Genomic DNA, 22,901 nt, shown 5'->3' with positions numbered 1-22,901 from the left:
GGGGGAGCGGCATGAGCAAGAAGAAGCGCGGCCAGGTCGCCGAGGCGCCGGCCCGCCAGGACGTCGAGGCGCTGCTGCAGGCCCTGGGGACGACGATCGACCCCGAGCTGCTGGTCCTCGCCCTGACCCACCGGTCCTTCGCCCACGAGGCCGGCGGCATCCCCACCAACGAGCGGCTGGAGTTCCTCGGCGACTCCGTCCTCGGCGTCATCGTCACCGAGTACCTCTACCGCCACCACCCCGGCGTGCCCGAGGGCGACCTCGCCCGCATGCGCGCGGCCACGGTCAGCCAGCGCGCGCTGGCCGAGGTGGCCCGCGACCTCGCGCTGGGGGAGTTCATCCTCCTCGGGCGCGGCGAGCTCGTCACCGGCGGGCGGGAGAAGGACTCCATCCTCTCCGACACCGTCGAGGCCCTCATCGGCGCCACCTACCTGTGCCACGGCCTCGAGCACACCCGCGCCGTCGTCGAGCGCCTCGTCGGGCACCTGCTCAGCCAGGCCGAGCGGCTCGGTGCCGGGCTGGACTGGAAGACCTCCCTGCAGGAGCTCGCCGCCGCGCGCGGCCTGGGCGGCCCCGCCTACGTCGTCACCGGCACCGGGCCCGACCACGCCCGCACGTTCACCGCCGTGGTCGAGCTGGCGGGGGCCGAGGCCGGCTCGGGCGTGGGCAGCTCGAAGAAGGTCGCCGAGCAGAACGCCGCCGAGGACGCCTACGCCCGGCTCGAGGCCGCGGGCGTCGAGGCCGCGGCCGCCGCTCCCGCCGACGGTGCGCCCGGCGCCGGTGCGGACGACGGCGGGCCTGCCGCCGCGACCGGCGCGCCCGACGACGCGGCCGCCGCACAGGCCTGACCGCGCCGATGCCGGAGCTGCCCGAGGTCGAGACCGTCCGCCGTGGCCTGGCCGCCCGCGTGGTGGGCCGCACCATCGCCGACGTCGACGTGCTGCACCCGCGCGGCGTGCGGCGCCAGCCCGGGGGAGCGGCCGAGCTCGTCGCCCGCACCCGCGGCCGCGCGGTCACCGGCGCCGTCCGCCGCGGCAAGTACCTCTGGCTCACCCTCGGCGACGGCGCCGACGACGCCCCGCACGAGGCGCTGCTCGCCCACCTCGGCATGAGCGGCCAGCTGCTCGTCCAGGAGCCCGACGAGGCGCGGCGGAACGTCGCCGAGGACCTCGGCGGCCCCGCGGAGCCCTTCCTCGCCCCGGCCGGGGACCGCCCGGCCGACCTCACCGCGCTGCGCCCGCCCAGCCTCGTGCGCACCGTCCCGGCCACCACCGCCCACCTGCGCGTCCGGCTGCGCCTCGCCGACGGCGGGCAGCTGTGGTTCGTCGACCAGCGCACCTTCGGCCACCTCATGGCGGTCGACACCGTGCCCACCGACGACGGCGCCCCCGGCGGGCAGGGGTCCGACGCGCCGGTGCTGCCCGCGCCCGTGGCGCACATCGCCCGCGACGTGCTCGACCCGGCGCTGGACCGGCCCGCCCTCGTGCGCCGCCTCCGGGCCCGGCGCACCGAGGTCAAGCGGGCGCTGCTGGACCAGTCCCTGGTCTCCGGGGTCGGGAACATCTACGCCGACGAGGCGCTGTGGCGCGCGCGGCTGCACGGCACCCGCCGCACCGACCGGCTCCGCCCGGCCGCGGTCCGCGAGCTGCTCGACGCCGCCGCGGAGGTCATGGGCGAGGCCCTCGCCGTCGGCGGGACGAGCTTCGACGCCCTGTACGTCGACGTCGAGGGCGCCGCCGGATACTTCGCCCGCTCCCTGGCAGTCTACGGCCGCGCCGGCCGGCCGTGCCCCCGCTGCGGCGCGCCCGTGCGGCGCGAGCAGTTCATGAACCGCGGGTCGTTCTCGTGCCCGCGCTGCCAGCGCCGCCCCGCCGCCCGCTGACGCCGCACCCGCCCGGGCGACGTGGTCTGGCCGGGCGACGTGGTCTGGCCGGGCGTCGTGGTCTGGCCGGGCGTCGTGGTCTGGCCGGGCGTCGCGGTGCCGGCCGCCACGGAACCGGGCGCCGTCGTCCTGGAAACGCCGAAATCGCCGGAATCGTCCCACCCGCGCCGCGGGTGCCTTCGATAGGCTCGGGCCGTGTCGTACGAACAGCAGACCGGACGCGACATCCGCGTCATGATCATCGATGACCACGAGATCGTCCGGCGGGGGATCGCCGAGATCGTCGACCGCGCCGACGGGCTGACCGTCGTCGCCGAGGCGGGGTCCGTGGCCGAGGCCGTGCGCCGCGGGGAGCTGGTGCGCCCCGACGTCCTCCTCGTCGACCTCCAGCTGCCCGACGGCACCGGCATCGACATCATCACCACCCTGCGCGAGAAGATCCCGGACGCCCGTTCCGTCGTGCTGACCTCCTTCGACGACGACGACGCCCTGGCCGCCGCGCTCAACGCCGGCGCCAAGGCCTACCTGCTCAAGACCGTCCGCGGCGCGGAGATCGCCGACGTCGTCAAGGCCGTGGCCGCCGGCCGCACGCTCCTCGACGAGCGCACCGTCACCCGCCGGCGCGCCGACCACGACGACCCGACGGCGGAGCTCACCCCCTCCGAGCGCAAGGTTCTCGATCTCATCGGCGACGGGCTGTCCAACCGGGAGATCGGCGAGAAGCTCGGCGTCGCCGAGAAGACGGTGAAGAACCACATCACCGCGCTGCTGAGCAAGATGGGCCTGCAGCGGCGCACCCAGGTCGCCGCCTGGGTGGCGGGCCAGCGCGCCGCCGGCTGGCGCCAGTAGCGAGCGAGGACGCGGCGGGCGTCGCGGGGGCCCCGGTCAGCTCAGCGGCGCCTGCCAGCTCATCAGGCTGCCCTGGCCGCGCTCGTTCGCGCCCAGGGCGAAGGTGCCGCCGTGGCGGCGCGCCCGCGCGGCGAGGTTGGACAGGCCGGAGCTGCGGGTGACGCTCGGGTCCACGCCGGTGCCGTCGTCCTCCACGTCCACGACCACCCGCCCGGTCGGCCCGTGGCCGAGCACGCTCACGCGCACCTGCACCGAGGACGCCTTGGCGTGGCGGGCGGCGTTGGACATGCCCTCGCGCACCACGGCGACGACGTCGTCGGCGATGTCGGCGTCCACGCGGTTGTCGACCGTGTCGACGAGGTCGCTGTCGTCGTCGTCCCCGGCGATGACCACGCCGTCGACGTCGATGAGGAGCGAGGGGGCGTAGCCCAGCGCGGTGCGGGCCAGCGAGGCCTCGCGGCGCAGCCGCTCGACGAGGACGACGGCGGTGTCCGGCTGGCGCAGGGAGTGCACGATGGCGCGGATCTGCTTGACGGACTCGTCGACGCTGCCCAGCGACTGCTCGAAGAGGGTCGCCAGGGCCGCCTCGCCGCGCTCGGCCAGGTGCGCGCGGGCCGACTCCAGCTGCATGCCGGTGGCGAACAGCTGCTGGATGGCGAGGTCGTGCAGGTCCCGGCCGATGCGGGCGCGCTCGTCCAGGAGAGAGGCGACGTCCTGGGCGTGGCGGGCGGCGGCCAGCTCGAGGGCGAGCGCGGCCTGCCCGGCCACCGACTCGGCCATGGCGAGGTCGGACAGGTCGAACTCCTCGGCGCCGATGCGTCGCAGCAGGAGGATGACGCCGCGGCCCTCCCCGCGCAGCATCATCGGGGCGTACAGCGCCGGGCCGAAGCGGGCGAGCTCGCGCAGCCGGAGGGTCCGCAGCCGGGTGAGGGAGTCGACGATCATGCCGGACCCCTCCTTGAGCACCGTCATGGCACGCCCGTCCGGCGGGAAGACCAGCCCGATGAGCTCGTGGGCGTCCACGCCGTCGGCGATCTCGCAGGCCCACGCGTCGCCCACGGAGGGCAGGACGATGAGCGCGGTGTCGGCCTCGGCGACCTCGCGCAACCGCGCGGCGATCATCTCGAGGGCCTCCTCCTCCTCGGTGCCCTCGAGCAAGGTGGTGGTGATGTCCTGGCTGACGGCGATCCACCGCTCGCGGTTGCGCGCCTCGGCGTACAGGCGCGAGTTCTCGATCGACACCGCGGCCGCCTCGGCCAGGCTCATCATGTCCTCGGCGTCGTGCTGCGAGAAGCCGCCGGGCTTCTCGGAGAGGTACAGGCGGCCGAAGACCTGGTCGCGCACCCGCACCGGCACCCCCAGGAAGGAGTACATCGGCGGGTGGCCGGGCGGGAAGCCGCCGAAGTCGGGGTGCTGGGTGAGGTCGTCGAGGAGCAGCGGGCCGTCGACGGGGATGGCGCCGAGCACGCCGTGCCCGCGCGGCGGGTGGCCGAGGATCTCGACCTCCTCCTCGGTCACGCCCACCTGGACGAAGGCGGTGGTGTTGCCGCGGCTGTCGAGGACGCCGAGGGCGGCGTAGCGGGCGCCGGTGAGGCGGGCGGCGCGGTCGACGAAGTTGCGCAGCGCGTCGGTCGTGTTGAGGTGCGAGGCGACGTTGATGGCCGCGCCGAGCAGCGAGGAGGTGTCGGTGGCGATGGTGTGCCGGTCGCCGTCGGCGTGGGTGGGGCCCGTGCCCGCGTGCGGGTTGACCAGGCGGGGGTAGGTGAGGGCGTCGTGGAGGTCGGCGAGGTCGACGCCGTCGGTGGGTGTGCCGTGCGGGTCGGTGCGGCCGACCCCGGCCGGTGTGCCGTGCGGGTCGGTGCGGCCGACCCCGGCCGGTGTGCCGTGCGGGTCGGGGCGGCCCATCCCGCCGGCGGCGCGCGCGCCGTCGCCGTGCCCGGCCGTCTCGCCGTCGCCCGCGCCCGGCGTCATGCCGTGGGGGAACGGGCACCCGGGTGCCGTGCCGCGCTGGCCCTCGTCCGTCATCGTCGCTCTTCCTGCTCTGCCGCCCACCGGTAGGCGGGCATGGTGGCCAGGAGCTCCCGGTGCGAGCCCCTGGCCAGCACGGTAGCCGGTGCGCGCGCCGGGCCGGGTGCGACGTCGTCGTTCACCTCCTCGGGCCTGCCGAGCACGATCACCTCGTCGGCGGCGTCCAGCGCCGCCAGCCGGTGGGTGACGAGGACGACGCCGCGCCCCGGCCCGGACTCTGCGTCGCGGCCGGCCCGCAGCAGGTCGGTGACGAGCCGGTCGGCGGTGGCGGGGTCGAGGTGTTCGCCGGGCTCGTCGAGCAACAGCAGCGGCGCGGGGCTGGCCAGCGCGCGGGCGAGCAGGATACGGCGCCGCTCGCCGCCGGAGATGGTCGTGGCGTCCGTGCCGAGCATGGTGTCCAGGCCCTGGGGCAGGCGGGCGAGCCAGTCGCCCAGGCCGGCGCGGCCGAGCAGCGCGGCGGCCTCCGCCCGGGTCACGCTGCCGCGGGCCACGCGCAGGTTCTCCAGCACCGTGGTCGCGAAGACGTGCGCGTCCTCGGCGGTGAGCACCACCTGGTCGCTGACCGCGCCCCGGTCCATGCCCCACGCCGGCGCGCCGTCGAGGGTGGCGGCGCCGGCGCGCGGGGGCAGCAGCCCGGCGAGGGTGAGCAGCAGCGTCGTCTTGCCGATGCCGCTGGGGCCGACGACGGCGACCGCCCGGCCGGGGGAGAGGTCGAGGTCGAGCCCGGCGGCCACCACGGCTCCGCCCGGCCAGCCCACCGCGAGGTTCCGGGCGCCCAGGTGCGGGCGCGGGCCGGGGGTGACCTCGGCCGCCGGGATCGACGGCCCAGCGGCGGGGGCCGGGACCGCGTTGGCGGGTGCGGGAGCCGGCGTCTCGCGACGACCGGGACGGCCCGCGGCGACGGTGACGTCTCGCTGAGCTGACCTCTCGCCGCCGGGAGCGGCGGCGTCGAGCAGCTCCATGATCCGCAGCGCCGACCCGCCCGAGCGGACCAGCTGGATCGCGGCCGGGCCGAGCAGCGCCGTGCCCTCGAACGCCGCCAGCGGGGTGAGCACCACCACGGCGAGCTCGACCGGCGCCAGCGCCCCGGCGGTGGCGGCCGGGATGCCGAGCACCAGCGCCCCGAGGACGGCGACGCCCATCGCCAGGTTGTCCACCCCGGCGGCCAGCGCGGCCGGCCGGGCCGCGGCGTCCTTGGCGCGGGCCAGCGTGGCCTCGGTGCGGCCCAGGTGCGCGAGCAGCCGGGTCAGCCGGCCCGAGACGGTCAGCTCGGCGGCGCCGTCGACCAGGGTCTGCGCCGTCGCGGACAGGTCCGCCCGGGCGAGGAGCTGGGCACGCTCGGACAGCCGCGCCGCCCGCATGCTCAGCCACGGGCCCACCAGCCCGGCCACCAGCAGGCACACCGCGAGCAGCGCGCCGATTCCCGGGTGCAGCCAGCCCACGAGCGCCACCGAGCCGACGCCGACGACCGCCGCGACGGCGGCGGGCAGCAGGGCGCGCACGACGACGTCGCCGACCGCGTCGACGTCGGCGCCGGTGCGCGCGAGCAGGTCGCCGCGGCGCAGCCCGGCGACGGCGTCGACCGGCCCGGCGGCGAGGGTCTGGTAGACGTGCTGGCGCAGCGAGGCCATGCCGCGCAGGGCGACCTCGTGGGAGGCGAGGCGCTCGAGGTAGCGCATGAGCGCCCGGGAGATGCCGAAGGTGCGCACCGCCACCGAGGCGACGCCGAGCTCGAGGATCGGGGGCATCTGCGAGGCGCGGGCGATGAGCCAGGCGGCGGTCGCGCTCAGGGCGACCGCGCTGCCCAGGCCCGCGCTGCCGGCGAGCACCGCCCACAGCAGGCGCACCCGGTCGAGGTCGAGCAGGGCGACGGCGCGGCGCAGCGCCCGCCGTTCGGCGGCCGGCAGCACGCCGGCGCCGGGGCGGACGGGCGCGGCGGTGGTCGCGGTCACCGGGCCACCTCCTCGGGGGTCGCGGCGGCGTCCTGCGCGGGCGCCGCCGGCCCGCGGGCCGGCGCGTCGGCGGCGGTCGCGGCGGCGGCGGTCGCGGCTGCGTCCAGCGCGGCCGCCTCGGCCGCGGTGGCCGTGCGCGCGCGGACCGCCACGACGTCGTCGGCCAGGGCCACCACCGCCTCCCGATGGGCGATGACCAGCACGGTGCGCCCCGCGGCGCGCAGCGCGGCGAGGGAGTCGAGCACCTGGCGCTCGGCCGCGGCGTCCAGGTGCGCGGTGGGCTCGTCCAGGACCACCAGCGGCTCGGCGCCCAGCAGGGTGCGGGTCAGGGCCAGGCGCTGACGCTGGCCCACGGACAGCCCCGCGCCGCCGTGACCGAGGACGGCGTCCCAGCCCTCGGGCAGCGCGGCGAGCACCCGGTCGAACCCGGTGGCCGCCGCGGCCGCCTCCGCGCGGGCGTCGACCGGGGCGTCGGCGGCCCCGAGCACGTTCGCGCGCACCGTGCCGGGCAGGATGATCGGGCGCTGGGGCACCCAGGCGACCTGGGCGCGGTAGGCCGCGGGGTCGACGTCGGCCAGGTCGAGCGGCGCGCCCGCGGCCGGCTCGAGCCGCACCGCGCCGGCGTCCGGGCGCAGCAGCCCCAGGACGACGGCGGCGGCGGTGGTCTTGCCCGCCCCGGACGGGCCCGCCAGGGCCACCAGCCGGCCGGGCCGGACCCGGGCGTCCAGGCCCGAGGGCGCCCAGGTGGCCCGCCCCGGCGCGGCGACGCTCACGCCGTCGAGCACCAGCGTGGTGCGGCGCAGGTCGGGGGCGGGGGCGCTCCCGGCCGGCGGGGCCGGCCGCTCGAGGACCGCGAAGGCCTGCTCGGCGGCGGCCACCCCGTCGGCGGAGGCGTGGAACTGCGAGCCGACCTCGCGCAGCGGCTTGTAGATCTCCGGGGCGAGCATGAGCACGGCCAGCCCGGTGGTGAGGTCCAGGTCGCCGGCCACGAGGCGGGTGCCGATGACCACCGCGACCAGCGCGACGGAGATGGAGGCCAGGAACTCCAGCACCGCGCCGGAGAGGAACGCCACCCGCAGGGTCGCCATGGTGGTGGCCGCGTAGGCGCGGCCGAGCTCGCCCACCCGCCGGCCCGGGCCGCGCTCGCGGCCGAGCGCCTTGAGGGTGCTCAGCCCGGCGAGCAGGTCGAGCAGCTGGGCGCCGAGCCGGGTCATGACCTCGAGCTTCTCGGCGGCGTACTTCTGCGTGAGCAGCCCGATGAGCCACATGAACACCGGGATGAGGGGCAGCGTGGCCGCGATGATCAGCGCCGAGACGAGGTCGAGGCCGACCACGACCACCAGCGCCGCCGGGGTGACGGTCGCCGCGAGCAGCAGCTGGGGCAGGTAGCGCACGAAGTACGGCTCGAGGTCGTCCAGGCCGCGGGTGGCCAGGGTGACCACCTGCTGCCCGTGGCCCGCGGCGAGCCAGCGCGGCCCCTGGGCGACGGCGGCGGTGAGCACCTGCGCGCGCAGGTCGGCCACGACGTCGCGCGCGGCGCGGTGGGCGAAGGCCTCCTGGACCACCAGCACCAGGAACCGGCCCGCCACCACCGCCGCGAACGCCCACACCAGGCCCGCGACGTCGGCCCAGGCGGCCCGGCCCTCGATGACGGGGGCGACGGCGTGGGAGATCAGCAGCGCCTGAGCGACCACGAGGGCCGCGGTCGTGAAGCCCGTCGCGGCCGTCAGGGCGATGTAGCGGCGGGCGGCGCGGGCGTGACGGAGGAGGCGGGGGTCGAGCGGCTTCACCTGATCAGTGTGCGGTGGGCTCGAGCGGCCGGCCCTCGGTGGGCAGCAGGCCCTCGTCGCCGCCGATCTGGTCGGTGGTGATGCGCTTGCGGAACACCCAGTACGTCCAGCCCTGGTAGGCCAGCACGACCGGGACGATGAGCAGCGCGACCACGCTCATGACCTGCAGCGTCGCCTGGGAGGAGGCGGCGGCGTCGATCGAGAGGGAGAAGGCGGGGTCGATCGAGGACGGCATGACGTTGGGGTACATCACCCCGAAGATCAGCACGACGGCGGCCACGATCGCCACGGCGTTGAGCGTGAAGGCCCAACCCTCGCGCCGGGCCCGGGTGGCCACGACGACGCCCACCAGCGCCAGGGCCGCGGCGGCCAGCGGCACCCAGGTCAGGGTGTGCGCGGAGAAGGCCAGCTGGGCCCACACCGCCCAGGCGCCGGCCACCACGAGGGAGACCACCGACAGCCGGGCGGCCAGCTTCCCGGCCCGCTCGCGCACCTCCCCGCCGGTCTTCAGCGCCAGGAAGACCGCGCCGTGGGTGAGGAAGACGACGGCGGTCATCACCCCGCCGAGCAGGGTGAACGGCGTGAGCAGGGAGAAGAACCCGCCCACGAGCTGGTGGCGGCCGTCGACGAGCCGGATCTCGGTGCCCTGGACGAGGTTGGCGAAGGCCACGCCCCACAGCACCGCGGGCACCCAGGACCCCACGGTGTGCGCCCAGTCCCAGCGGTTGCGCCACGCCGGGTCGTTGATCTTCGCGCGCCACTCGATGGCGCAGACCCGCACGATGAGCGCGAGCAGGATGAGCAGCAGCGGCAGGTAGAAGCCCGAGAACATGGTGGCGTACCACTCGGGGAAGGCGGCGAAGGTGGCGCCGCCGGCGGTGAGCAGCCATACCTCGTTGCCGTCCCACACCGGGCCGATCGAGCGCAGCAGCACCCGGCGCTCCTTCTCGTCGCGGGCGAAGGGCTTGAGCAGCATCCCCACGCCGAAGTCGAAGCCCTCGAGGACGAGGTACCCCGTCCACAGGACGGCGATGAGGAGGAACCACAGCAGGGGGAGATCCATGGGGACGTCTCCAAAACTCGGTCAGTAGGCGAAGGACAGGGTGGGCTCGAGCTCGCCCGGCGCGCCGGTGTCGGTGGGGCCGGCGGCGCCGTCCCCGGGCAGGGGCTCGATGCCCTCGCGGACGTAGCGGCGGATGAGCAGGAACCACACCACGCCCAGCGCGGCGTAGAGCAGCGTGAAGATGACGAGGGAGGTGATCACCGAGCCGGCTGAGACGACGGTGGAGACGCCGTGCTGGGTGAGCAGGTAGACCTGGTCCACCGGGTTGGCGGGGTTGGGGTGGACCACCCAGGGCTGGCGGCCCATCTCGGTGAAGATCCAGCCGAAGGACGAGGCGAGGAACGGCATCGGCAGCGCGACCAGGCACAGCCGGGAGAACCACACCGAGTCCGTGACCCGGCCCCTGCGCAGCACCCACAGCCCGGCCAGGGCCAGGGCGGCGGAGAAGCCGGCCAGCCCGATCATGAGCCGGAAGCTCCAGTACGTCACGGCGAGGTTGGGCACGTAGTCCACGTCGGGGCCGAACTGGTCGGCGTAGCGCTCGGTGTACTCGCGCTGGACGTCGTTGACGCCCGGCAGGTAGCTGTCCGCGCCGGCGAAGTGGCCGGTGCCGAGGAAGGAGGTCAGGCCCGGGATCTGGAGGACGTGGTGCACGCCCTCGCAGGAGTTGGACAGGTCCCCGATGGTCAACAGGGAGAACGCGGCGCCCTCCTCGCCCTCGCACAGCGCCTCGGCGGCGGACATCTTCGCGGGCTGCTGCTCGTACATGAGCTTGCCCTGGAAGTCGCCGGAGATCCCGACGCCGACGCCGGCGATGAGCATCGTGATCAGGCCGACGTAGGCGCCGCGCCGCCACACCTGCCCGGCCTCGTGCTCGCGCCCGGCGCGCACCGAGCGCACGATCCACCAGCCGCAGATGCCGGCGACGAAGGTGCCGCCGACCAGGAACGCGGCGCTCACGGTGTGGGAGTAGGCGGCGATGAGGGTGTTGTTGGTCATCACCTCGAAGAAGCCGCGCACGCCGTCGAGCTCCGCGCGGCCGGTCTCGGGGTTGTACACCGCCCCGACCGGGTGCTGCATCCAGGAGTTCGCCGCCAGGATCCAGTAGGCGGAGAGGTTCGTGCCGATCGCCACCAGCCAGATGCAGGCGCTGTGCAGCCACTTGGGCAGCTTGCCCTCGCCGAAGATCCACAGGCCCAGGAACGTCGACTCGAGGAAGAACGCGGCCAGGGCCTCGATGGCCAGCGGGGCGCCGAAGATGTCGCCCACGAACCGGGAGTACTCCGACCAGTTCATCCCGAACTGGAACTCCTGCACGATGCCCGTGGCCACGCCGAGGGCGAAGTTGATGAGCAGGACCTTGCCGAAGAACTTCGTCAGCCGGTGCCAGCGCTCGTTGCCGGTGCGCACCCACGCGGTGTGCATGATCGCCACCAGGGGGGACAGGCCGATCGTGAGCGGCACGAGGATGAAGTGGTAGACGGTCGTGATGCCGAACTGCCACCGAGCGAGGTCGAGGGATTCCACCGGGGCGCCCTTCGTGATGAGAAGCGTGCGAGCAGCCGAAAACCGCGGCTGTCGTGCAGCCAACGTACGAGCGGCGTCTCGGGGCGGGCCGGGACCAACGTCCCGGAAGATGACGGCCCGTCACGATCGCCGGCGCGTCCGCGGGGCCGGTCGCGAGGCACTGTGAGATACTTCTTCCGGCCGGAGGGCAGCACCACACCCCGTTCTCCGGTCCGACGACGTCGCGACCGCACCGGTCCTGGCTCACCTCGCGCCGCCCCGCCTCACGGTGGGTGCGCTGCAGCAGGGGTCAGGGTGCCCGTGGCCGAGCAGCCATGAGGGCAGGTCGGCAGGCCGACCGCCGTCGGCGTCAGGTTTGCGCTTCACGGCGCGCCGGGCGTACCACATGGACTTCCGTCCGCCTCGTGCGGACGACTGAACCGCCCGCGGGCGCCGTGGGTGTGGGCGGCGGCCGGGGGCAAGGGGAGTACCCCGTGAACGACGAGACGATCGACTCCGGCGCGGAGACCGCAGCGGAAGACCAGAAGCCGGCGCGTCGCACCCGCTCGCGCCGCGCGACGAGCCCGGCGACGGGGCCTCAGGCGTCCGGCGAGGGCGCGCCCGAGACCGCCGGCACGCCGGCGGACCAGGGCACGTCCGAGGCAGCGCCCGCGCCCAAGGCGGGCACCGCGCCCGAGGCGGAGTCTGCGAAGGCGGACGCCGCCGAGACGGCCCCCAAGAAGCGGGCCACCCGTGCCCGCAAGGCGCCGGCGAAGAAGGCCGCGCCGGCCGACGGGCAGGCCCCCGCCGGCCAGGAGGCCCCGGCCGCGGCGGCCCAGGAGGCCCCGGATGCGGCCCCGGCCCAGGAAGCGGCGGCGAAGAAGGCGCCGGCCCGGCGCACCGCCACGCGCCGCGCCACCACGAAGAAGACCGACAAGACCGCCCAGGCCGCGGAGAGCGCCACGGCCGAGAACGCCGGCGCACCGGCCGAGGCCGCTGATTCCGCGGCCGCACCCGCCGACGCCGACCGGACGACGCCCACCGAGGCCGCCGGGGCGGCACCCGCCGCGACCGAGCCCGCCGAGGCGCCCGCGCCGAAGAAGACCCGCACGCGGCGCACCACCAAGAAGTCCATCGAGGAGCAGGTGGCCGGCCCGTCCACGGGCACCGGCAAGGAGATCCCCGGCCCGGCGCTCACCGGCGACACCGGCGAGGTCAAGGCCGAGGACACGACGGCCACCGCCGCCGAGGACAGCGCGCCGGAGACCCCCGCCCGCGAGCTCCAGGGTCCGGCGCTCGGGGAGGACACCACCGGCCTGGCCGTCGAGGACGCCTCCGACGGTGCCGGCGAGGCGGAGCAGGCCTCCAAGCGGCCCGCCCGTCGCAGCCGCCGCGCCACCGCCCCCGTCCGGTCTCCCGAGCAGAAGCTCGACGTCCTGGCCGAGCTCGGCGTCCGCCCTGCCGCCGAGGCCGCGGGGGAGCCCGAGGAGGAGGCGGAGGAGGAGCCGACCGACGAGGAGCTGGCCGAGGCCGCCTTCGAGGACGTCGCGGCCGCCGGTGGCGAGCAGCCCCAGGCGCCGGAGGAGGAGGGCGGGCCCCGGCTGCCTGCCACGGCGCTGTTGTTCCAGGCGCCCGACGCCACCAAGGCCCGCCGCCGCCGGCGGGCACAGGCCCCGGCCGGTGCGCCCGCCCCCGCCGAGGAGGCGCCCGAGACCGCCGAGCCCACCGAGCCCGAGGAGCAGCCGGCCGAGACCGCCGAGGGCGAGGAGGAGCACGCCGGCGGGCGTCGTCGTCGCCGTCGCGGCGGGCGCGGACGCCGCAACCGCAACCAGCACGAGGGCGGCGAGGAGGCCGCGGAGGAGGAGTCCGCCGCGACTCCCTCCGAGACCGAGGACGAGAGCGCCGAGGAGGCGGAGGCCACCGAGGCCGACGCCGACGCCGACGCCGAGGTCGAGGCCGAGGGCGAGGAGGGCACGTCGAGCTCGCGCCGTCGCCGTCGTCGCCGCCGCAGCCGCACCGGCGAGGCCGAGACCGGCGGGCGCAGCGCCCGCGACGAGGTCACCGCACTCAAGGGCTCCACCCGGCTGGAGGCCAAGCGTCAGCGCCGCCGGGAGGGTCGCGAGGCCGGCCGCCGTCGTCCGACGATCACCGAGTCCGAGTTCCTGGCGCGCCGCGAGGCGGTCAAGCGCTCGATGGTGGTGCGCGAGAAGGACGGGCTCAACCAGATCGGCGTCCTCGAGGACGGGATCCTCGTCGAGCACTACGTCGCCCGCCACACGCAGACCTCGATGGTCGGCAACGTCTACCTCGGCCGCGTGCAGAACGTGCTGCCCTCGATGGAGGCCGCGTTCGTCGACCTCGGCAAGGGCCGCAACGCAGTGCTCTACGCCGGCGAGGTCAACTGGGACGCCGCCGGCATGGAGGGCCAGCCCCGCCGCATCGAGCAGGCGCTGAAGTCCGGGGACTCGGTGCTCGTGCAGGTCACCAAGGACCCGATCGGGCACAAGGGCGCCCGGCTGACCTCCCAGATCACCCTGGCCGGGCGGCACCTGGTGCTGGTGCCGTCGGGGGCCATGACCGGCATCTCCCGCAAGCTGCCGGAGAACGAGCGCGCGCGGCTGAAGAAGCTGCTCAAGCAGATCGTGCCCGACGGCGCCGGCGTCATCGTCCGCACCGCCGCCGAGGGGGCCACCGAGGAGCAGCTGCGCGCCGACGTCGAGCGGCTCACCAAGCAGTGGGCGGACATCGAGGCCAAGGCCAAGAACGCCAAGAGCGCGCCGGTGCTGCTCAAGGGCGAGCCCGAGCTCGCCGTGCGGGTGGTGCGCGACGTGTTCAACGAGGACTTCGAGAACCTCGTCGTCGCCGGCGACACCGCGTGGCAGACGATCTCGCAGTACGTCCGCGAGCTCTCGCCCGACCTGGCCGACCGGCTTCACCACTGGACGGACCGCAAGGACGTCTTCAGCGAGTACCGGGTCGACGAGCAGCTCGCCAAGGGCATGGACCGCAAGGTCTGGCTGCCCTCGGGCGGGTCCCTCATCATCGACCGCACCGAGGCGATGACCGTCATCGACGTCAACACCGGGAAGTTCACCGGTTCCGGCGGCACGCTGGAGGAGACGGTCACCCGGAACAACATCGAGGCGGCCGAGGAGATCGTCCGGCAGCTCCGGCTGCGGGACATCGGCGGCATCATCGTCATCGACTTCATCGACATGGTGCTCGAGTCGAACCGCGACCTCGTCATGCGCCGGCTGCTCGAGTGCCTGGGCCGGGACCGCACCCGCCACCAGGTGGCCGAGGTGACCTCGCTCGGCCTGGTGCAGATGACCCGCAAGCGGGTGGGGCAGGGCCTCGTCGAGGCGTTCTCCACCCCGTGCGAGTGCTGCAACGGGCGCGGGTTCATCGTGCACGAGGAGCCGGTGGAGAAGACCGGCTCGGGCGACGGCCACGCGCACGCCGAGGAGTCCGGTTCCGGTTCCGGCTCGCGCCGACGGGGACGGCGCGGCGCGCAGCCGGCCGCCGAGCCCGCCCCCGAGGCGGAGGCGCCCGTGGAGGACGAGGCGGCGGTGGCCGCGCGAGAGGCCGTCAAGGCCACGCTCGCGACGATCGCCGCCGCGGCCGCGAACGCCCACCAGGAGAGCCACGGCACCAAGAAGGAGGCGCCCGCCTCCGCGCCCGCGTCGGCAGGTGAGCCCGCGGCGACCGGGGGGGGCTCCGACGAGGCCGGGGCCTCCGACGAGGCCGCGCCGGCGGCGCCGGAGAAGGTGGCCGAGGCCGCTCCTCAGGTCGCGGCCGCTGAGGTGGCGCCCGCCTCGTCTGCGCCCGCTGCGCCGCTGAAGACGGGCGTGATCGGCGCCCACGCGGCGGTGCCGCCCGCCGGTGAGGCGACGACCTCGCGGATGGCCCACGCGGATGTGACCGGTGCGGAGCGGACCGACGAGGGGCAGGGCGACGTGGTGGTCGAGCCGCCCGCGATCGCGGCACCGGTGCCGTCCACGGTCGAGACGACGACGGAGCCGGCGCCGAAGCGTCGGCGCAGCCGCCGGGCCGTCGCCAGCGGCGTGGTGACGCCGGGGGAGACGAAGATCGTCACGCTCGACCTGCCCGAGAAGAAGTAGGCAGCGCACGACAGTGGAGGGCCGGCACCCACGGGTGCCGGCCCTCCGCCGTCGTGCACCCCATTCCTCAGGGGTTCGCATCCACAGTTTCGCGAATCCCTAGCCGCTCGCCCGTGGCTGCCACTACCGTCGCCGCATGGCTCTGGGGGTGGAGCGTGGCGCGTCGGCCGGTGGCCTCGGAATGCTGGCCGCCACGGCGCTGCTCGCCGGGTGCACGGCAGACGCGGACCCGCAGCCCACGGCCGACCCGACGACGGCGTCAGCGGCTCCGTCGCCCACCGCGGCGGAGGGTCCCGAGGCCGAGAAGCCCGTGCCGCCCGACGCGATGCGCAGAGACGACGTGGCCGGCGCCGAGGCGGCCGCCCAGTACTTCCTGCAGCTGTACCCCTACGTGTATGCCACCGGTGACCTCACCGAGTGGAAGGCGATGTCGCACCCGGAGTGCGTGTTCTGTGCGGGTGTCGTTGAGAGCGTCGCGGCTTTGTACGGTTCCGGCGGCCATGCAGTCGGCGGAGAAATGTCCGTGGAGAAGATTGTGAGCCGCCCTCCCCGTGAAGGGAACGACTATTTTCGCGTCGATATCCGCGCCCGTGAGGCACCATCGAAATCTTTCGCGGGAACCAGCCTAGTTGACGAGCATCAAGGTGGTGTGAACGTGATCGTGTTCGCCGTCGGCCGTGACGGAGACGGGTGGAGGATCCGTGAGGGCCAGGTCGAAGATGAAACTTTCTCTAAGTGAAGCCGTCGCCACAGCTGTTGCGCTGGTCTTTATTGGCATGCTTGCTGCACAGCCGGCTTTTGCCGCGGATGGAACCCGTATCGGGGCAGAAGCAGGGGGCAGCGCCGTCACCGTTGTAGGCGACGAAAAGGTAAACGTGCGCGGGGCCGTGAACGCGAGGCCTAGATCGGAAGTTGACTGGAAGCGGGCGTTCAACCAAGCGGCCTGCGGTCAGTATGTGCAGATCGGCCCACACACCCATCGATACAAGCCCTGCGAAAACGAGATCGCCCTCAATCTTCCCGACGTCACCGCCATTCCTCCACCGGGTGACCCCAGCCAGCAAACGCCACCCGTCGTCGTGACGGCGCAGGACATCCAGCGCCTCCCGATCGCACCCGGCGGCCTTACCGTCCAGCCGGACCAGGGCTGGGTGCTCGTCAACATCGACACCATCGTCTGGACCGAGGCGGCGGCGCAGAGCTTCAGCACGGTCGTGCTCGACACGCCCGTTGATGTCCGGGTCAGGCCTGCCGACTTCACCTGGGACTTCGGCGACGGTGCGGGCCCTGTCCGGACCACCGACCCCGGCGCGCCCTACCCGAACCACACGGTGAGCCACGTCTACACCGGGGCCGCCGAGGGCCGGACGGTGACTGTGACGACGCGATGGGCCGGCGAGTTCCGGGTCGCCGGCTCGGGCGTGTGGCAGCCGGTGCAGGGGTTCGCCGTCACCACGGAGAGCTCCGCGCCCTTCGAGGTCCGCACTGCAAGGACGGCGCTGACCCGCGGCTGACCGCGCACAGTTCACAAGAGCGGGGCGCCGTCGTCCACGCGTCCGGTCCCGCAACGCAAGGCGCCCCTCGCCGGAGAGCTCCGGTGAGGGGCGCCTTGCGTGGCCGGTCAGGAGAGCTTGAGCATGACCTTCGACGAGCCCGTGCTGCGGTCGGCGGCGAGCCCAAAGCCGTGGGCCGCCTCGACGAGCTCCACCTCGTGGGTCATCAGCGGCGAGACGTCGACGCCGTCGGCCATGAGGCGCAGGGCGTCGGAGATCTCGTCGACGAAGCGGTAGGACCCGCGGTAGTCGATCTCGCGCGTGACGAGGTTGCCCAGCGCCGCCGAGACCTCACCGGCGGGCAGGTTGCCCACCTGGACGATGACGCCGCCGCGGCGCACCGCGGCGATGACCCCGCCCAGCGCCTTGGGGGCGCCGGAGGCCTCGAAGGCGACCTCGACGTCTTGCGGCAGCGCGTCGCCCGAGGCCGGGTTGACCGTGTGGTCGGCGCCCATCTTGCGGGCGATCTCCAGGGCGGCGGGGGACAGGTCGGAGGCGTAGATCGTGCCGGCCCCCTTCGCTCGCGCCGCGGCCACCACCAGCGCCCCGATCGGGCCGGACCCGTTCACCAGGACGGAGCGACCCGACAGGTCCCCGGCCCGGGCGACCGCGTGCAGCGCAACGCCGAAGGGCTCGGCGAGGGCCGCCTCCTTGGTGGAGACCCTGTCCGGGACGACCCGCAGCTGGTCCGGCCGGACGGTGCGCAGCCGGGCGAACCCGCCGTGCTCGTGCGGGCTGAACGCCGCGGAGCCGAAGTAGCGGACCTCGGGCCAGAGGTTGGTGCGCTCGGCGAGGTCGGCGGGCATCGCGTGGTCCCCGACCGGCGTCGCCGGGTGGATGGTCACGCGGGTGCCCTCCCGGACGCCGAGCCGCTCGGCCTCAGCGGCCGCACCGGCGCCGATCTCGACGACGTGCCCGGCCACCTCGTGACCGAGGATCAGCGGGTCCTTGAGCACCGCGGTGCCCGAGGCGCCGTGCTTCCAGTACGACACGTCCGAGCCGCAGATCCCGCCCCACTCCATCTCGACGAGGACGTCGTCGGGGTCGGTGACCGGGTCGGGCACCTCCTCCACGCGCAGGTCGTCCTTGCCGTGGACCACGACTGCCTTCATGACCAGTTCCTTTCTCGCGGTGCGGTGTCGTCTCAGCCGATCGAAACGCCGAGGAGGTCCAGCAGCGAGAGCAGCCCGACGGCGAAGACGGCGATCGAGGAGATGACGAGGTAGAAGGTGAAGCCCTTCCCGTCCTTGACCCGGGGGTCGGTCTGCGTGCGGCCCAGATACCAGACGGCGGCGACGATGGCCATGAGGTAGACCGCGTTGCCGATGCCGGCGAGGACGATCATCAGGACGGGGGACTGCACGAACAGGTAGAACACGCCCCACACGACGGGCAGCAGCACCATGAGCGTGCGCAGCCACTTGTTGCGGACGGTGAGGTTGTTCCAGTCGAAGGCGCCGAAGAGGGCGAGGGTGTTGGAGACCTGCCGGGCGAAGCCGGGGACGTTGGCGAGGATGGTCTTGATCAGGGCGGCGGCGGCGCCGACCAGGAAGATGACCTTGGTCCAGTCGCCCGCGACGTCGGTGAACATGCGGGAGAGGACCTCGAGGACCTCGGTGCCCTGGGGCACGAGCCCCTGCGGGTGCAGGACGGCGGCGCCCAGGATGTAGAAGGCGGCGGTCGAGACGGTGTAGATGATCCAGGAGAGGAAGGCGTCCTTCTTCATGACCGAGATCCAGCCGCGGGCGCGGTCGACCCACGCCTGGGAGCCGTCGTTCGGGCCGGCGAAGCGGGCGTAGCCCTTCTCGACCACCCAGTAGCTGTAGGCGGTGATCTCGCCGCCGCCCACGCCGGTCATGCCGAACATGGCCAGGGCCACGCCCATGGTGCCGACCTGGATCTTGAACTGCATGCCCTCGGCGATGTCAGTCGCGGTCCACGCGAAGGGCGTGAACTGCAGGCCGACGACCATGGCGATGACGCCGAGGGTGACCAGGGCGACCAGGATCGTGGAGACCCGCTCGATGACGCCGTACCGGTTGGTCAGGTGCACCGCGACGGCGAGCACGACGATGACCGTCACCCAGGTGGCGATGGAGACGAGCGAGAACGGGTCGCCCCCGACGGGCATGACCATGCTCAGCGCGAGCGCGCCGGTGCCCAGGACACCGCCCTGCCCGACGACGATCTGCAGGATCATCAGCAGGCCGATGTAGGAGATCCAGCCGCGGCCGGCAATCTTCGGGGTGACGTCGTCGTAGCCCGTGACCGAGGTCTTCCCCGTCGAGATGGACCAGCGGGCCAGCTCGATCTGCACGGCGACCTTGACGAACGTCGAGACGAGGACGAGCCACAGCAGAAGGAAGCCGACCTCGGCGCCCAGCGCCGTGGCGGTGATGAGCTCACCGGAGCCGACGACGGCGGCGCTGGTCACGAACCCGGGGCCGAAGAACTTCCAGCTCGCCCGCCACCCGCGCGGGGGATCGAGGATGTCCGCGGGATCGAGCTTGTAGGGGTCGCGTAGCGCCGCGGTCGCGGGCTCCGCGCCGTGGGGGCTTGTCGTCACTGACATCGCTGGTGGTCCTCTCAGGGATGAGCGCGCTGGAACGGGTCGGCGACGCGCGTCGTCGCTGAACGGCTCCCGGGCGGTGGAAGGAAGGGCGGTGGCGGTCGACGTTGAGACCACCATCACTCAATAAGCATGCTAATTACTCCGAATCATCCGTCCGCATGGTTGCAGGTTGTTGCCGCGGCGACGCCGAGACGCGAGGTCGGCGCGGTGGGTCCGCGCACGTGCGGGGGGAGAGGCGTGGCGGCCGAGGGACCGTCGGCGGGGGTCGGTGAGGCGCAAGGCGGCGGGCGAAGGGCCGACGGCGAGGGGTGGATCAGGGCAAGGTCGGCGCTGCCGCGGTGGCGGCGCGCGGGGATCGACGACGCCCCACGCCGGTCGAGATCCGGGCGCGTGGCACGGGGAGGGTGGATGCTCGGCCAGAATGAGTGCCTTGGCACCAGACAGGAGAACCGCATCATGAGCAGATCCGTGCGTCCCAAGCGCGTCGCCACCGGCGCCGCCGTGCTCGCGACCGCCGCGCTCGCGCTGGCGGCATGCACTCCGGGATCCAACACGGCCTCGGACCAGACCAGCGCCGGTCGGTCGCCCAGCGAGGTGGTCACCGACATCTCGAAGGTCGGCGACCAGACCCTCACCGTGTGGGACCAGGAGGTCCGCGGCGGCCAGAACGAGCAGATGGAGCGGCTCAACGCCGCGTTCGAGGAGAAGTACCCGAACATCACCGTCAAGCGCGTCAAGCAGTCCACCGACGACCTCAACACCACCCTGCGGCTGGCCCTGACCGGCAACGACGCTCCGGACGTCACGCAGGCCAACAACTCCCGCTCGCAGATGGGCCAGTACGTGGCCGCCGGGCAGCTCGTCTCGCTCGACGCCTACGCCGACGCCTACGGGTGGAAGGACCGCTTCTCGCCCAGCGTGCTGCAGTACACGAGCTTCAGCCCCGACGGGAAGACCTGGGGCGAGGGCTCGGTCTACGGCCTGCCGCAGGTGGGGGAGGTCGTCGGCGTCTTCTACTCCAAGAGCAAGCTCGCCGAGCTCGGCCTGGAGGTGCCCCAGACGTGGGCCGACTTCCAGGGCCAGCTGCAGACGATCAAGGACGCCGGACAGACCCCGCTGCTGCTGGGCAACATCGAGCAGTGGCCGGCGCTGCACGTCTTCGGCCCGATCCAGGGCGCGACCGTGCCCGCCGACAAGATCCGCACCCTCGGCTTCGGCAACACGGGGGCGAGCTGGACCTCGCCGGAGAACGTCAAGGCGGCGACGACGATCCAGGACTGGGCGAAGAAGGGCTACTTCAACGAGGGCTTCAACGGCACCGACTACGACGCCGCGTGGAAGTCACTGACCGAGGGCAAAGGCGTCTACCTCATGGGCGGATCCTGGCTGGCCGCCGACCTGCAGGCCGCCATGGGCGACGACGTCGGCTTCTTCGCGCCGCCGCCTGTCGAGGCCGGGCAGGGACCGGTGACCACCGGCGGGACCGGCATCCCGTTCGCGGTGACCGCGAAGGCCAAGGACCGCGACGTCGCCGCGGCCTACGTCAACTTCATCACGAGCGACGACGCCATGAAGGTGCTGGCCGAGACGGGCAACATGCCCGTGGTCAACACCGCCGCGCACACCCCGCCGTCGGGCGTGCAGGCCGACGTCTTCCAGGCCTACGGTGACGCTACCGAGAAGGGCCAGCTGGTGCCCTACCTCGACAACGCGACGCCGACGATGAACACCACGATCGGCCAGGCGCTGCAGGCCCTGATGGCCGGGCAGTCCACGCCGCAGCAGTTCACCGAGACCGTCGAAAAGGACTATGCGGACTTCGTCGCGTCCAACGGCTGACGTGCGGGAGCGGGGCGCCGCGGTGCGCCCCGCTCCGCCGGCGCGCCGGCGCAGCCGGTACGGCCTCACGCCGTACGCCTTCCTGCTGCCCGGCCTCGCCGTCTATGCGGTGTTCCTGCTCTACCCCCTGGGTCGGGCGGTGCAGATCTCGTTGTACGACTGGGACGGGCTGACGCTGGCGACGTTCGTCGGCCTGGACAACTATGCCCAGGTCGTCGCCGACGCCCAGCTGCGGGCCGCCTTCGGCCATGCCCTGGTGCTGATCTTCTTCTTCGCCGTCCTGCCCCTCGCGCTCGGGCTGGTCCTGGCCGCCGTCCTCACCCGCGGCCAGGTGCGCGGCCTGGGCTTCTTCCGCACGGTGGTGTTCCTGCCGCAGGTCATCGCCATGGTGGTCGTCGCGGTCGCCTGGCGGCAGATCTACGCCCCGGACGGCCTGCTCAACCAGACGCTGCGCGCCGTCGGTCTGGACGGATGGACCCGCACCTGGCTCGGGGACTTCACCCTGACGCTGCCCGCCGTGGGCCTCATCGGCACCTGGGTCTCGACCGGGCTGGTCACCGTGCTGCTCATGGCCGGGATGTCCCGGGTGCCGGCGGAGCTGTACGAGGCCGCGACGCTCGACGGCGCCGGGGCGGTGCGCCAGTTCTTCGCCATCACCCTGCCGTCGGTGCGCGCCGAGATCGTCGTCGCCCTGACCCTGACGATCATCGCGGCGCTGAAGACGTTCGACCTCGTCTACGTCACCACCTCGGGCGGCCCGGGCAACACCACCACGGTGCCCAGCTTCGAGGTCTACCGCCGGGCGTTCGAGCTCGGCCAGGTCGGGAGCGCGGCGGCCGTCGCCGTCGTGCTCACCGTCCTCATCTTCGCCATCAACCTCGCCGTCACCCGCATCGGGGAGCGGGAGCGATGAGGATCTCCGCCACCGAGCGGGCCGCGAACTACGCCATCCTGCTGCTCTTCGCCGTCGTCGCGCTAACGCCGGTGCTGACCATCCTGCGGACGGCGCTGGCCCCGGAGACGCCGCAGGACGCGGCGACCGGCGCCCCGGTGCACCTGGAGAACTTCGGCCGCGCCTGGCAGCAGGGGCACTTCGGCCAGTACATGCTCAACTCCGCGGTCGTGGCCGTCGTGGTCGTGGTGCTCGCGACCGTCTGCTCGATCATGGCCGGCTACGCGCTGGGCGCCTTCGCGTTCCGGGGCTCGCAGGCGATCTTCTACCTTTTCCTCCTGGGGCTCATGGTGCCCACCGAGGCGATCGTGGTGCCGCTGTTCTTCGACTTCCAGGCGGTGGGCCTGACGAACACCATCTGGGCCATCGCGCTGCCCCAGGTGGCCCAGTCGGTCGCGTTCGGCACCTTCTGGATGCGGGCGTACTTCCGCGGCGCCAACCGGTCGATCATCGAGGCCGCCCGCCTCGACGGCGCCGGGCACCACCGGGTGCTGTGGCAGGTGCTCGTGCCGGTCGCCCGCCCGGCGGTGGTCACCCTGGTGCTGCTGACGTTCATGTGGACGTGGAACGAGTTCCTCATCCCGCTGGTGATGTCGCCCAACGCCCAGCTGCGCACCGCCCCGCTCGGCCTGGCCCTCTTCCAGGGCCAGTACGTCCAGGGCACCACCCTGCTGGCCGCGGGCGCGGTGCTGGTGGCGTTGCCGGTGGTGGTCCTCTACCTGTTCCTCCAGCGGCACTTCATCCAGGGCATGCTCGAGGGTGCGGTCCGCGAGTGACCCGGTCGGGCGGCGCGG

General features: G+C 73.8%; 16 protein-coding genes. 9 read left to right on the top strand and 7 right to left on the bottom strand.

What is annotated here, in order from left to right:
* The first annotated feature begins 11 nt into the window (after positions 1 to 11).
* From rnc to GD880_RS13615, 3 genes are all read left to right on the top strand, one after another.
* Complete coding sequence (gene rnc / locus GD880_RS13625) at positions 12 to 848, top strand: ribonuclease III (protein WP_152232160.1); 837 nt, start codon at positions 12 to 14, stop codon at positions 846 to 848.
* 8 nt (positions 849 to 856) lie between these two features.
* A complete protein-coding gene (gene mutM, locus GD880_RS13620) occupies positions 857 to 1,882 on the top strand; it encodes a bifunctional DNA-formamidopyrimidine glycosylase/DNA-(apurinic or apyrimidinic site) lyase (protein ID WP_152232159.1) in 1,026 nt (341 codons plus the stop codon).
* 234 nt (positions 1,883 to 2,116) lie between these two features.
* Positions 2,117 to 2,731 carry a response regulator gene (locus GD880_RS13615; RefSeq protein WP_152232195.1) on the top strand — a complete coding sequence of 205 codons (615 nt, stop codon included), beginning with the start codon at positions 2,117 to 2,119 and terminating at the stop codon, positions 2,729 to 2,731.
* A gap of 36 nt (positions 2,732 to 2,767) precedes the next feature.
* Here GD880_RS13615 and GD880_RS13610 read toward each other — a convergent pair whose 3' ends face one another.
* The 5 genes from GD880_RS13610 to GD880_RS13590 are packed head-to-tail and all read right to left on the bottom strand — an operon-like array spanning position 2,768 to position 11,091.
* Positions 2,768 to 4,756, bottom strand: coding sequence for a GAF domain-containing protein (locus GD880_RS13610; RefSeq protein WP_226909655.1), 1,989 nt, complete (start codon positions 4,754 to 4,756; stop codon positions 2,768 to 2,770).
* Positions 4,753 to 6,711 (bottom strand): thiol reductant ABC exporter subunit CydC, encoded by a 1,959-nt coding sequence (gene cydC, locus GD880_RS13605; RefSeq protein WP_152232158.1) that lies wholly within the window; start codon positions 6,709 to 6,711, stop codon positions 4,753 to 4,755. Before cydC ends, GD880_RS13610 begins: the two co-directional genes overlap by 4 nt.
* Positions 6,708 to 8,501: a thiol reductant ABC exporter subunit CydD gene (cydD, locus tag GD880_RS13600; protein WP_152232157.1), complete on the bottom strand. Its 1,794-nt coding sequence runs from the start codon at positions 8,499 to 8,501 to the stop codon at positions 6,708 to 6,710. Before cydD ends, cydC begins: the two co-directional genes overlap by 4 nt.
* A gap of 4 nt (positions 8,502 to 8,505) precedes the next feature.
* A complete protein-coding gene (cydB, locus tag GD880_RS13595; protein WP_152232156.1) occupies positions 8,506 to 9,564 on the bottom strand; it encodes a cytochrome d ubiquinol oxidase subunit II in 1,059 nt (352 codons plus the stop codon).
* A 21-nt stretch (positions 9,565 to 9,585) separates the two neighbouring features.
* Positions 9,586 to 11,091 (bottom strand): cytochrome ubiquinol oxidase subunit I, encoded by a 1,506-nt coding sequence (locus GD880_RS13590; protein WP_152232155.1) that lies wholly within the window; start codon positions 11,089 to 11,091, stop codon positions 9,586 to 9,588.
* A 473-nt stretch (positions 11,092 to 11,564) separates the two neighbouring features.
* On the opposite strand from GD880_RS13590, the gene GD880_RS13585 reads away from it, so the two are divergent.
* The 3 genes from GD880_RS13585 (at position 11,565) to GD880_RS13575 (ending at position 16,705) form a co-directional block, all read left to right on the top strand.
* Positions 11,565 to 15,191: an Rne/Rng family ribonuclease gene (locus GD880_RS13585; protein ID WP_226909654.1), complete on the top strand. Its 3,627-nt coding sequence runs from the start codon at positions 11,565 to 11,567 to the stop codon at positions 15,189 to 15,191.
* 136 nt (positions 15,192 to 15,327) lie between these two features.
* The gene (locus GD880_RS13580; protein WP_152232153.1) at positions 15,328 to 15,930 is read left to right on the top strand and encodes a DUF6318 family protein; all 603 of its coding nucleotides are present in this window, start codon (positions 15,328 to 15,330) and stop codon (positions 15,928 to 15,930) included.
* Complete coding sequence (locus GD880_RS13575; RefSeq protein ID WP_152232152.1) at positions 15,911 to 16,705, top strand: hypothetical protein; 795 nt, start codon at positions 15,911 to 15,913, stop codon at positions 16,703 to 16,705. Before GD880_RS13580 ends, GD880_RS13575 begins: the two co-directional genes overlap by 20 nt.
* A 107-nt stretch (positions 16,706 to 16,812) precedes the next feature.
* Here the strand turns inward: GD880_RS13575 and GD880_RS13570 are convergent, their stop codons facing one another.
* Together GD880_RS13570 and GD880_RS13565 are read right to left on the bottom strand one after the other, a co-directional pair.
* On the bottom strand, positions 16,813 to 17,856 hold the full coding sequence (locus tag GD880_RS13570) for an L-idonate 5-dehydrogenase (RefSeq protein WP_152232151.1): 1,044 nt from the start codon (positions 17,854 to 17,856) through the stop codon (positions 16,813 to 16,815).
* Positions 17,857 to 17,888: 32 nt separating this feature from the next.
* Positions 17,889 to 19,316, bottom strand: coding sequence for an Nramp family divalent metal transporter (locus GD880_RS13565; RefSeq protein ID WP_152232150.1), 1,428 nt, complete (start codon positions 19,314 to 19,316; stop codon positions 17,889 to 17,891).
* Between the two features lie 456 nt (positions 19,317 to 19,772).
* On the opposite strand from GD880_RS13565, the gene GD880_RS13560 reads away from it, so the two are divergent.
* The 3 genes from GD880_RS13560 to GD880_RS13550 are packed head-to-tail and all read left to right on the top strand — an operon-like array spanning position 19,773 to position 22,883.
* Positions 19,773 to 21,155 carry an extracellular solute-binding protein gene (locus GD880_RS13560; protein WP_152232149.1) on the top strand — a complete coding sequence of 461 codons (1,383 nt, stop codon included), beginning with the start codon at positions 19,773 to 19,775 and terminating at the stop codon, positions 21,153 to 21,155.
* Positions 21,127 to 22,068: a carbohydrate ABC transporter permease gene (locus tag GD880_RS13555; protein WP_152232148.1), complete on the top strand. Its 942-nt coding sequence runs from the start codon at positions 21,127 to 21,129 to the stop codon at positions 22,066 to 22,068. The genes GD880_RS13560 and GD880_RS13555 overlap by 29 nt, the downstream gene beginning before the upstream one ends.
* The gene (locus GD880_RS13550) at positions 22,065 to 22,883 is read left to right on the top strand and encodes a carbohydrate ABC transporter permease (protein WP_152232147.1); all 819 of its coding nucleotides are present in this window, start codon (positions 22,065 to 22,067) and stop codon (positions 22,881 to 22,883) included. The genes GD880_RS13555 and GD880_RS13550 overlap by 4 nt, the downstream gene beginning before the upstream one ends.
* Positions 22,884 to 22,901 lie beyond the last annotated feature (18 nt).

It is taken from the genome of Georgenia ruanii, assembly GCF_009193175.1.
Taxonomy (GTDB): domain Bacteria; phylum Actinomycetota; class Actinomycetes; order Actinomycetales; family Actinomycetaceae; genus Georgenia; species Georgenia ruanii.
This window is presented reverse-complemented; position numbering and strand designations above follow the sequence as displayed.

Coding starts and splice junctions, on each gene's coding strand:
- rnc (WP_152232160.1), top strand. CDS start 12: ATGAGCAAGAAGAAGCGCGGCCAGGTCGCCGAGGCGCCGGCCCGCCAG.
- mutM (WP_152232159.1), top strand. CDS start 857: ATGCCGGAGCTGCCCGAGGTCGAGACCGTCCGCCGTGGCCTGGCCGCC.
- GD880_RS13615 (WP_152232195.1), top strand. CDS start 2,117: ATGATCATCGATGACCACGAGATCGTCCGGCGGGGGATCGCCGAGATC.
- GD880_RS13610 (WP_226909655.1), bottom strand. CDS start 4,756: ATGACGGACGAGGGCCAGCGCGGCACGGCACCCGGGTGCCCGTTCCCC.
- cydB (WP_152232156.1), bottom strand. CDS start 9,564: ATGGATCTCCCCCTGCTGTGGTTCCTCCTCATCGCCGTCCTGTGGACG.
- GD880_RS13580 (WP_152232153.1), top strand. CDS start 15,328: ATGGCTCTGGGGGTGGAGCGTGGCGCGTCGGCCGGTGGCCTCGGAATG.
- GD880_RS13575 (WP_152232152.1), top strand. CDS start 15,911: ATGAAACTTTCTCTAAGTGAAGCCGTCGCCACAGCTGTTGCGCTGGTC.
- GD880_RS13570 (WP_152232151.1), bottom strand. CDS start 17,856: ATGAAGGCAGTCGTGGTCCACGGCAAGGACGACCTGCGCGTGGAGGAG.
- GD880_RS13565 (WP_152232150.1), bottom strand. CDS start 19,316: ATGTCAGTGACGACAAGCCCCCACGGCGCGGAGCCCGCGACCGCGGCG.
- GD880_RS13560 (WP_152232149.1), top strand. CDS start 19,773: ATGAGCAGATCCGTGCGTCCCAAGCGCGTCGCCACCGGCGCCGCCGTG.
- GD880_RS13555 (WP_152232148.1), top strand. CDS start 21,127: ATGCGGACTTCGTCGCGTCCAACGGCTGACGTGCGGGAGCGGGGCGCC.
- GD880_RS13550 (WP_152232147.1), top strand. CDS start 22,065: ATGAGGATCTCCGCCACCGAGCGGGCCGCGAACTACGCCATCCTGCTG.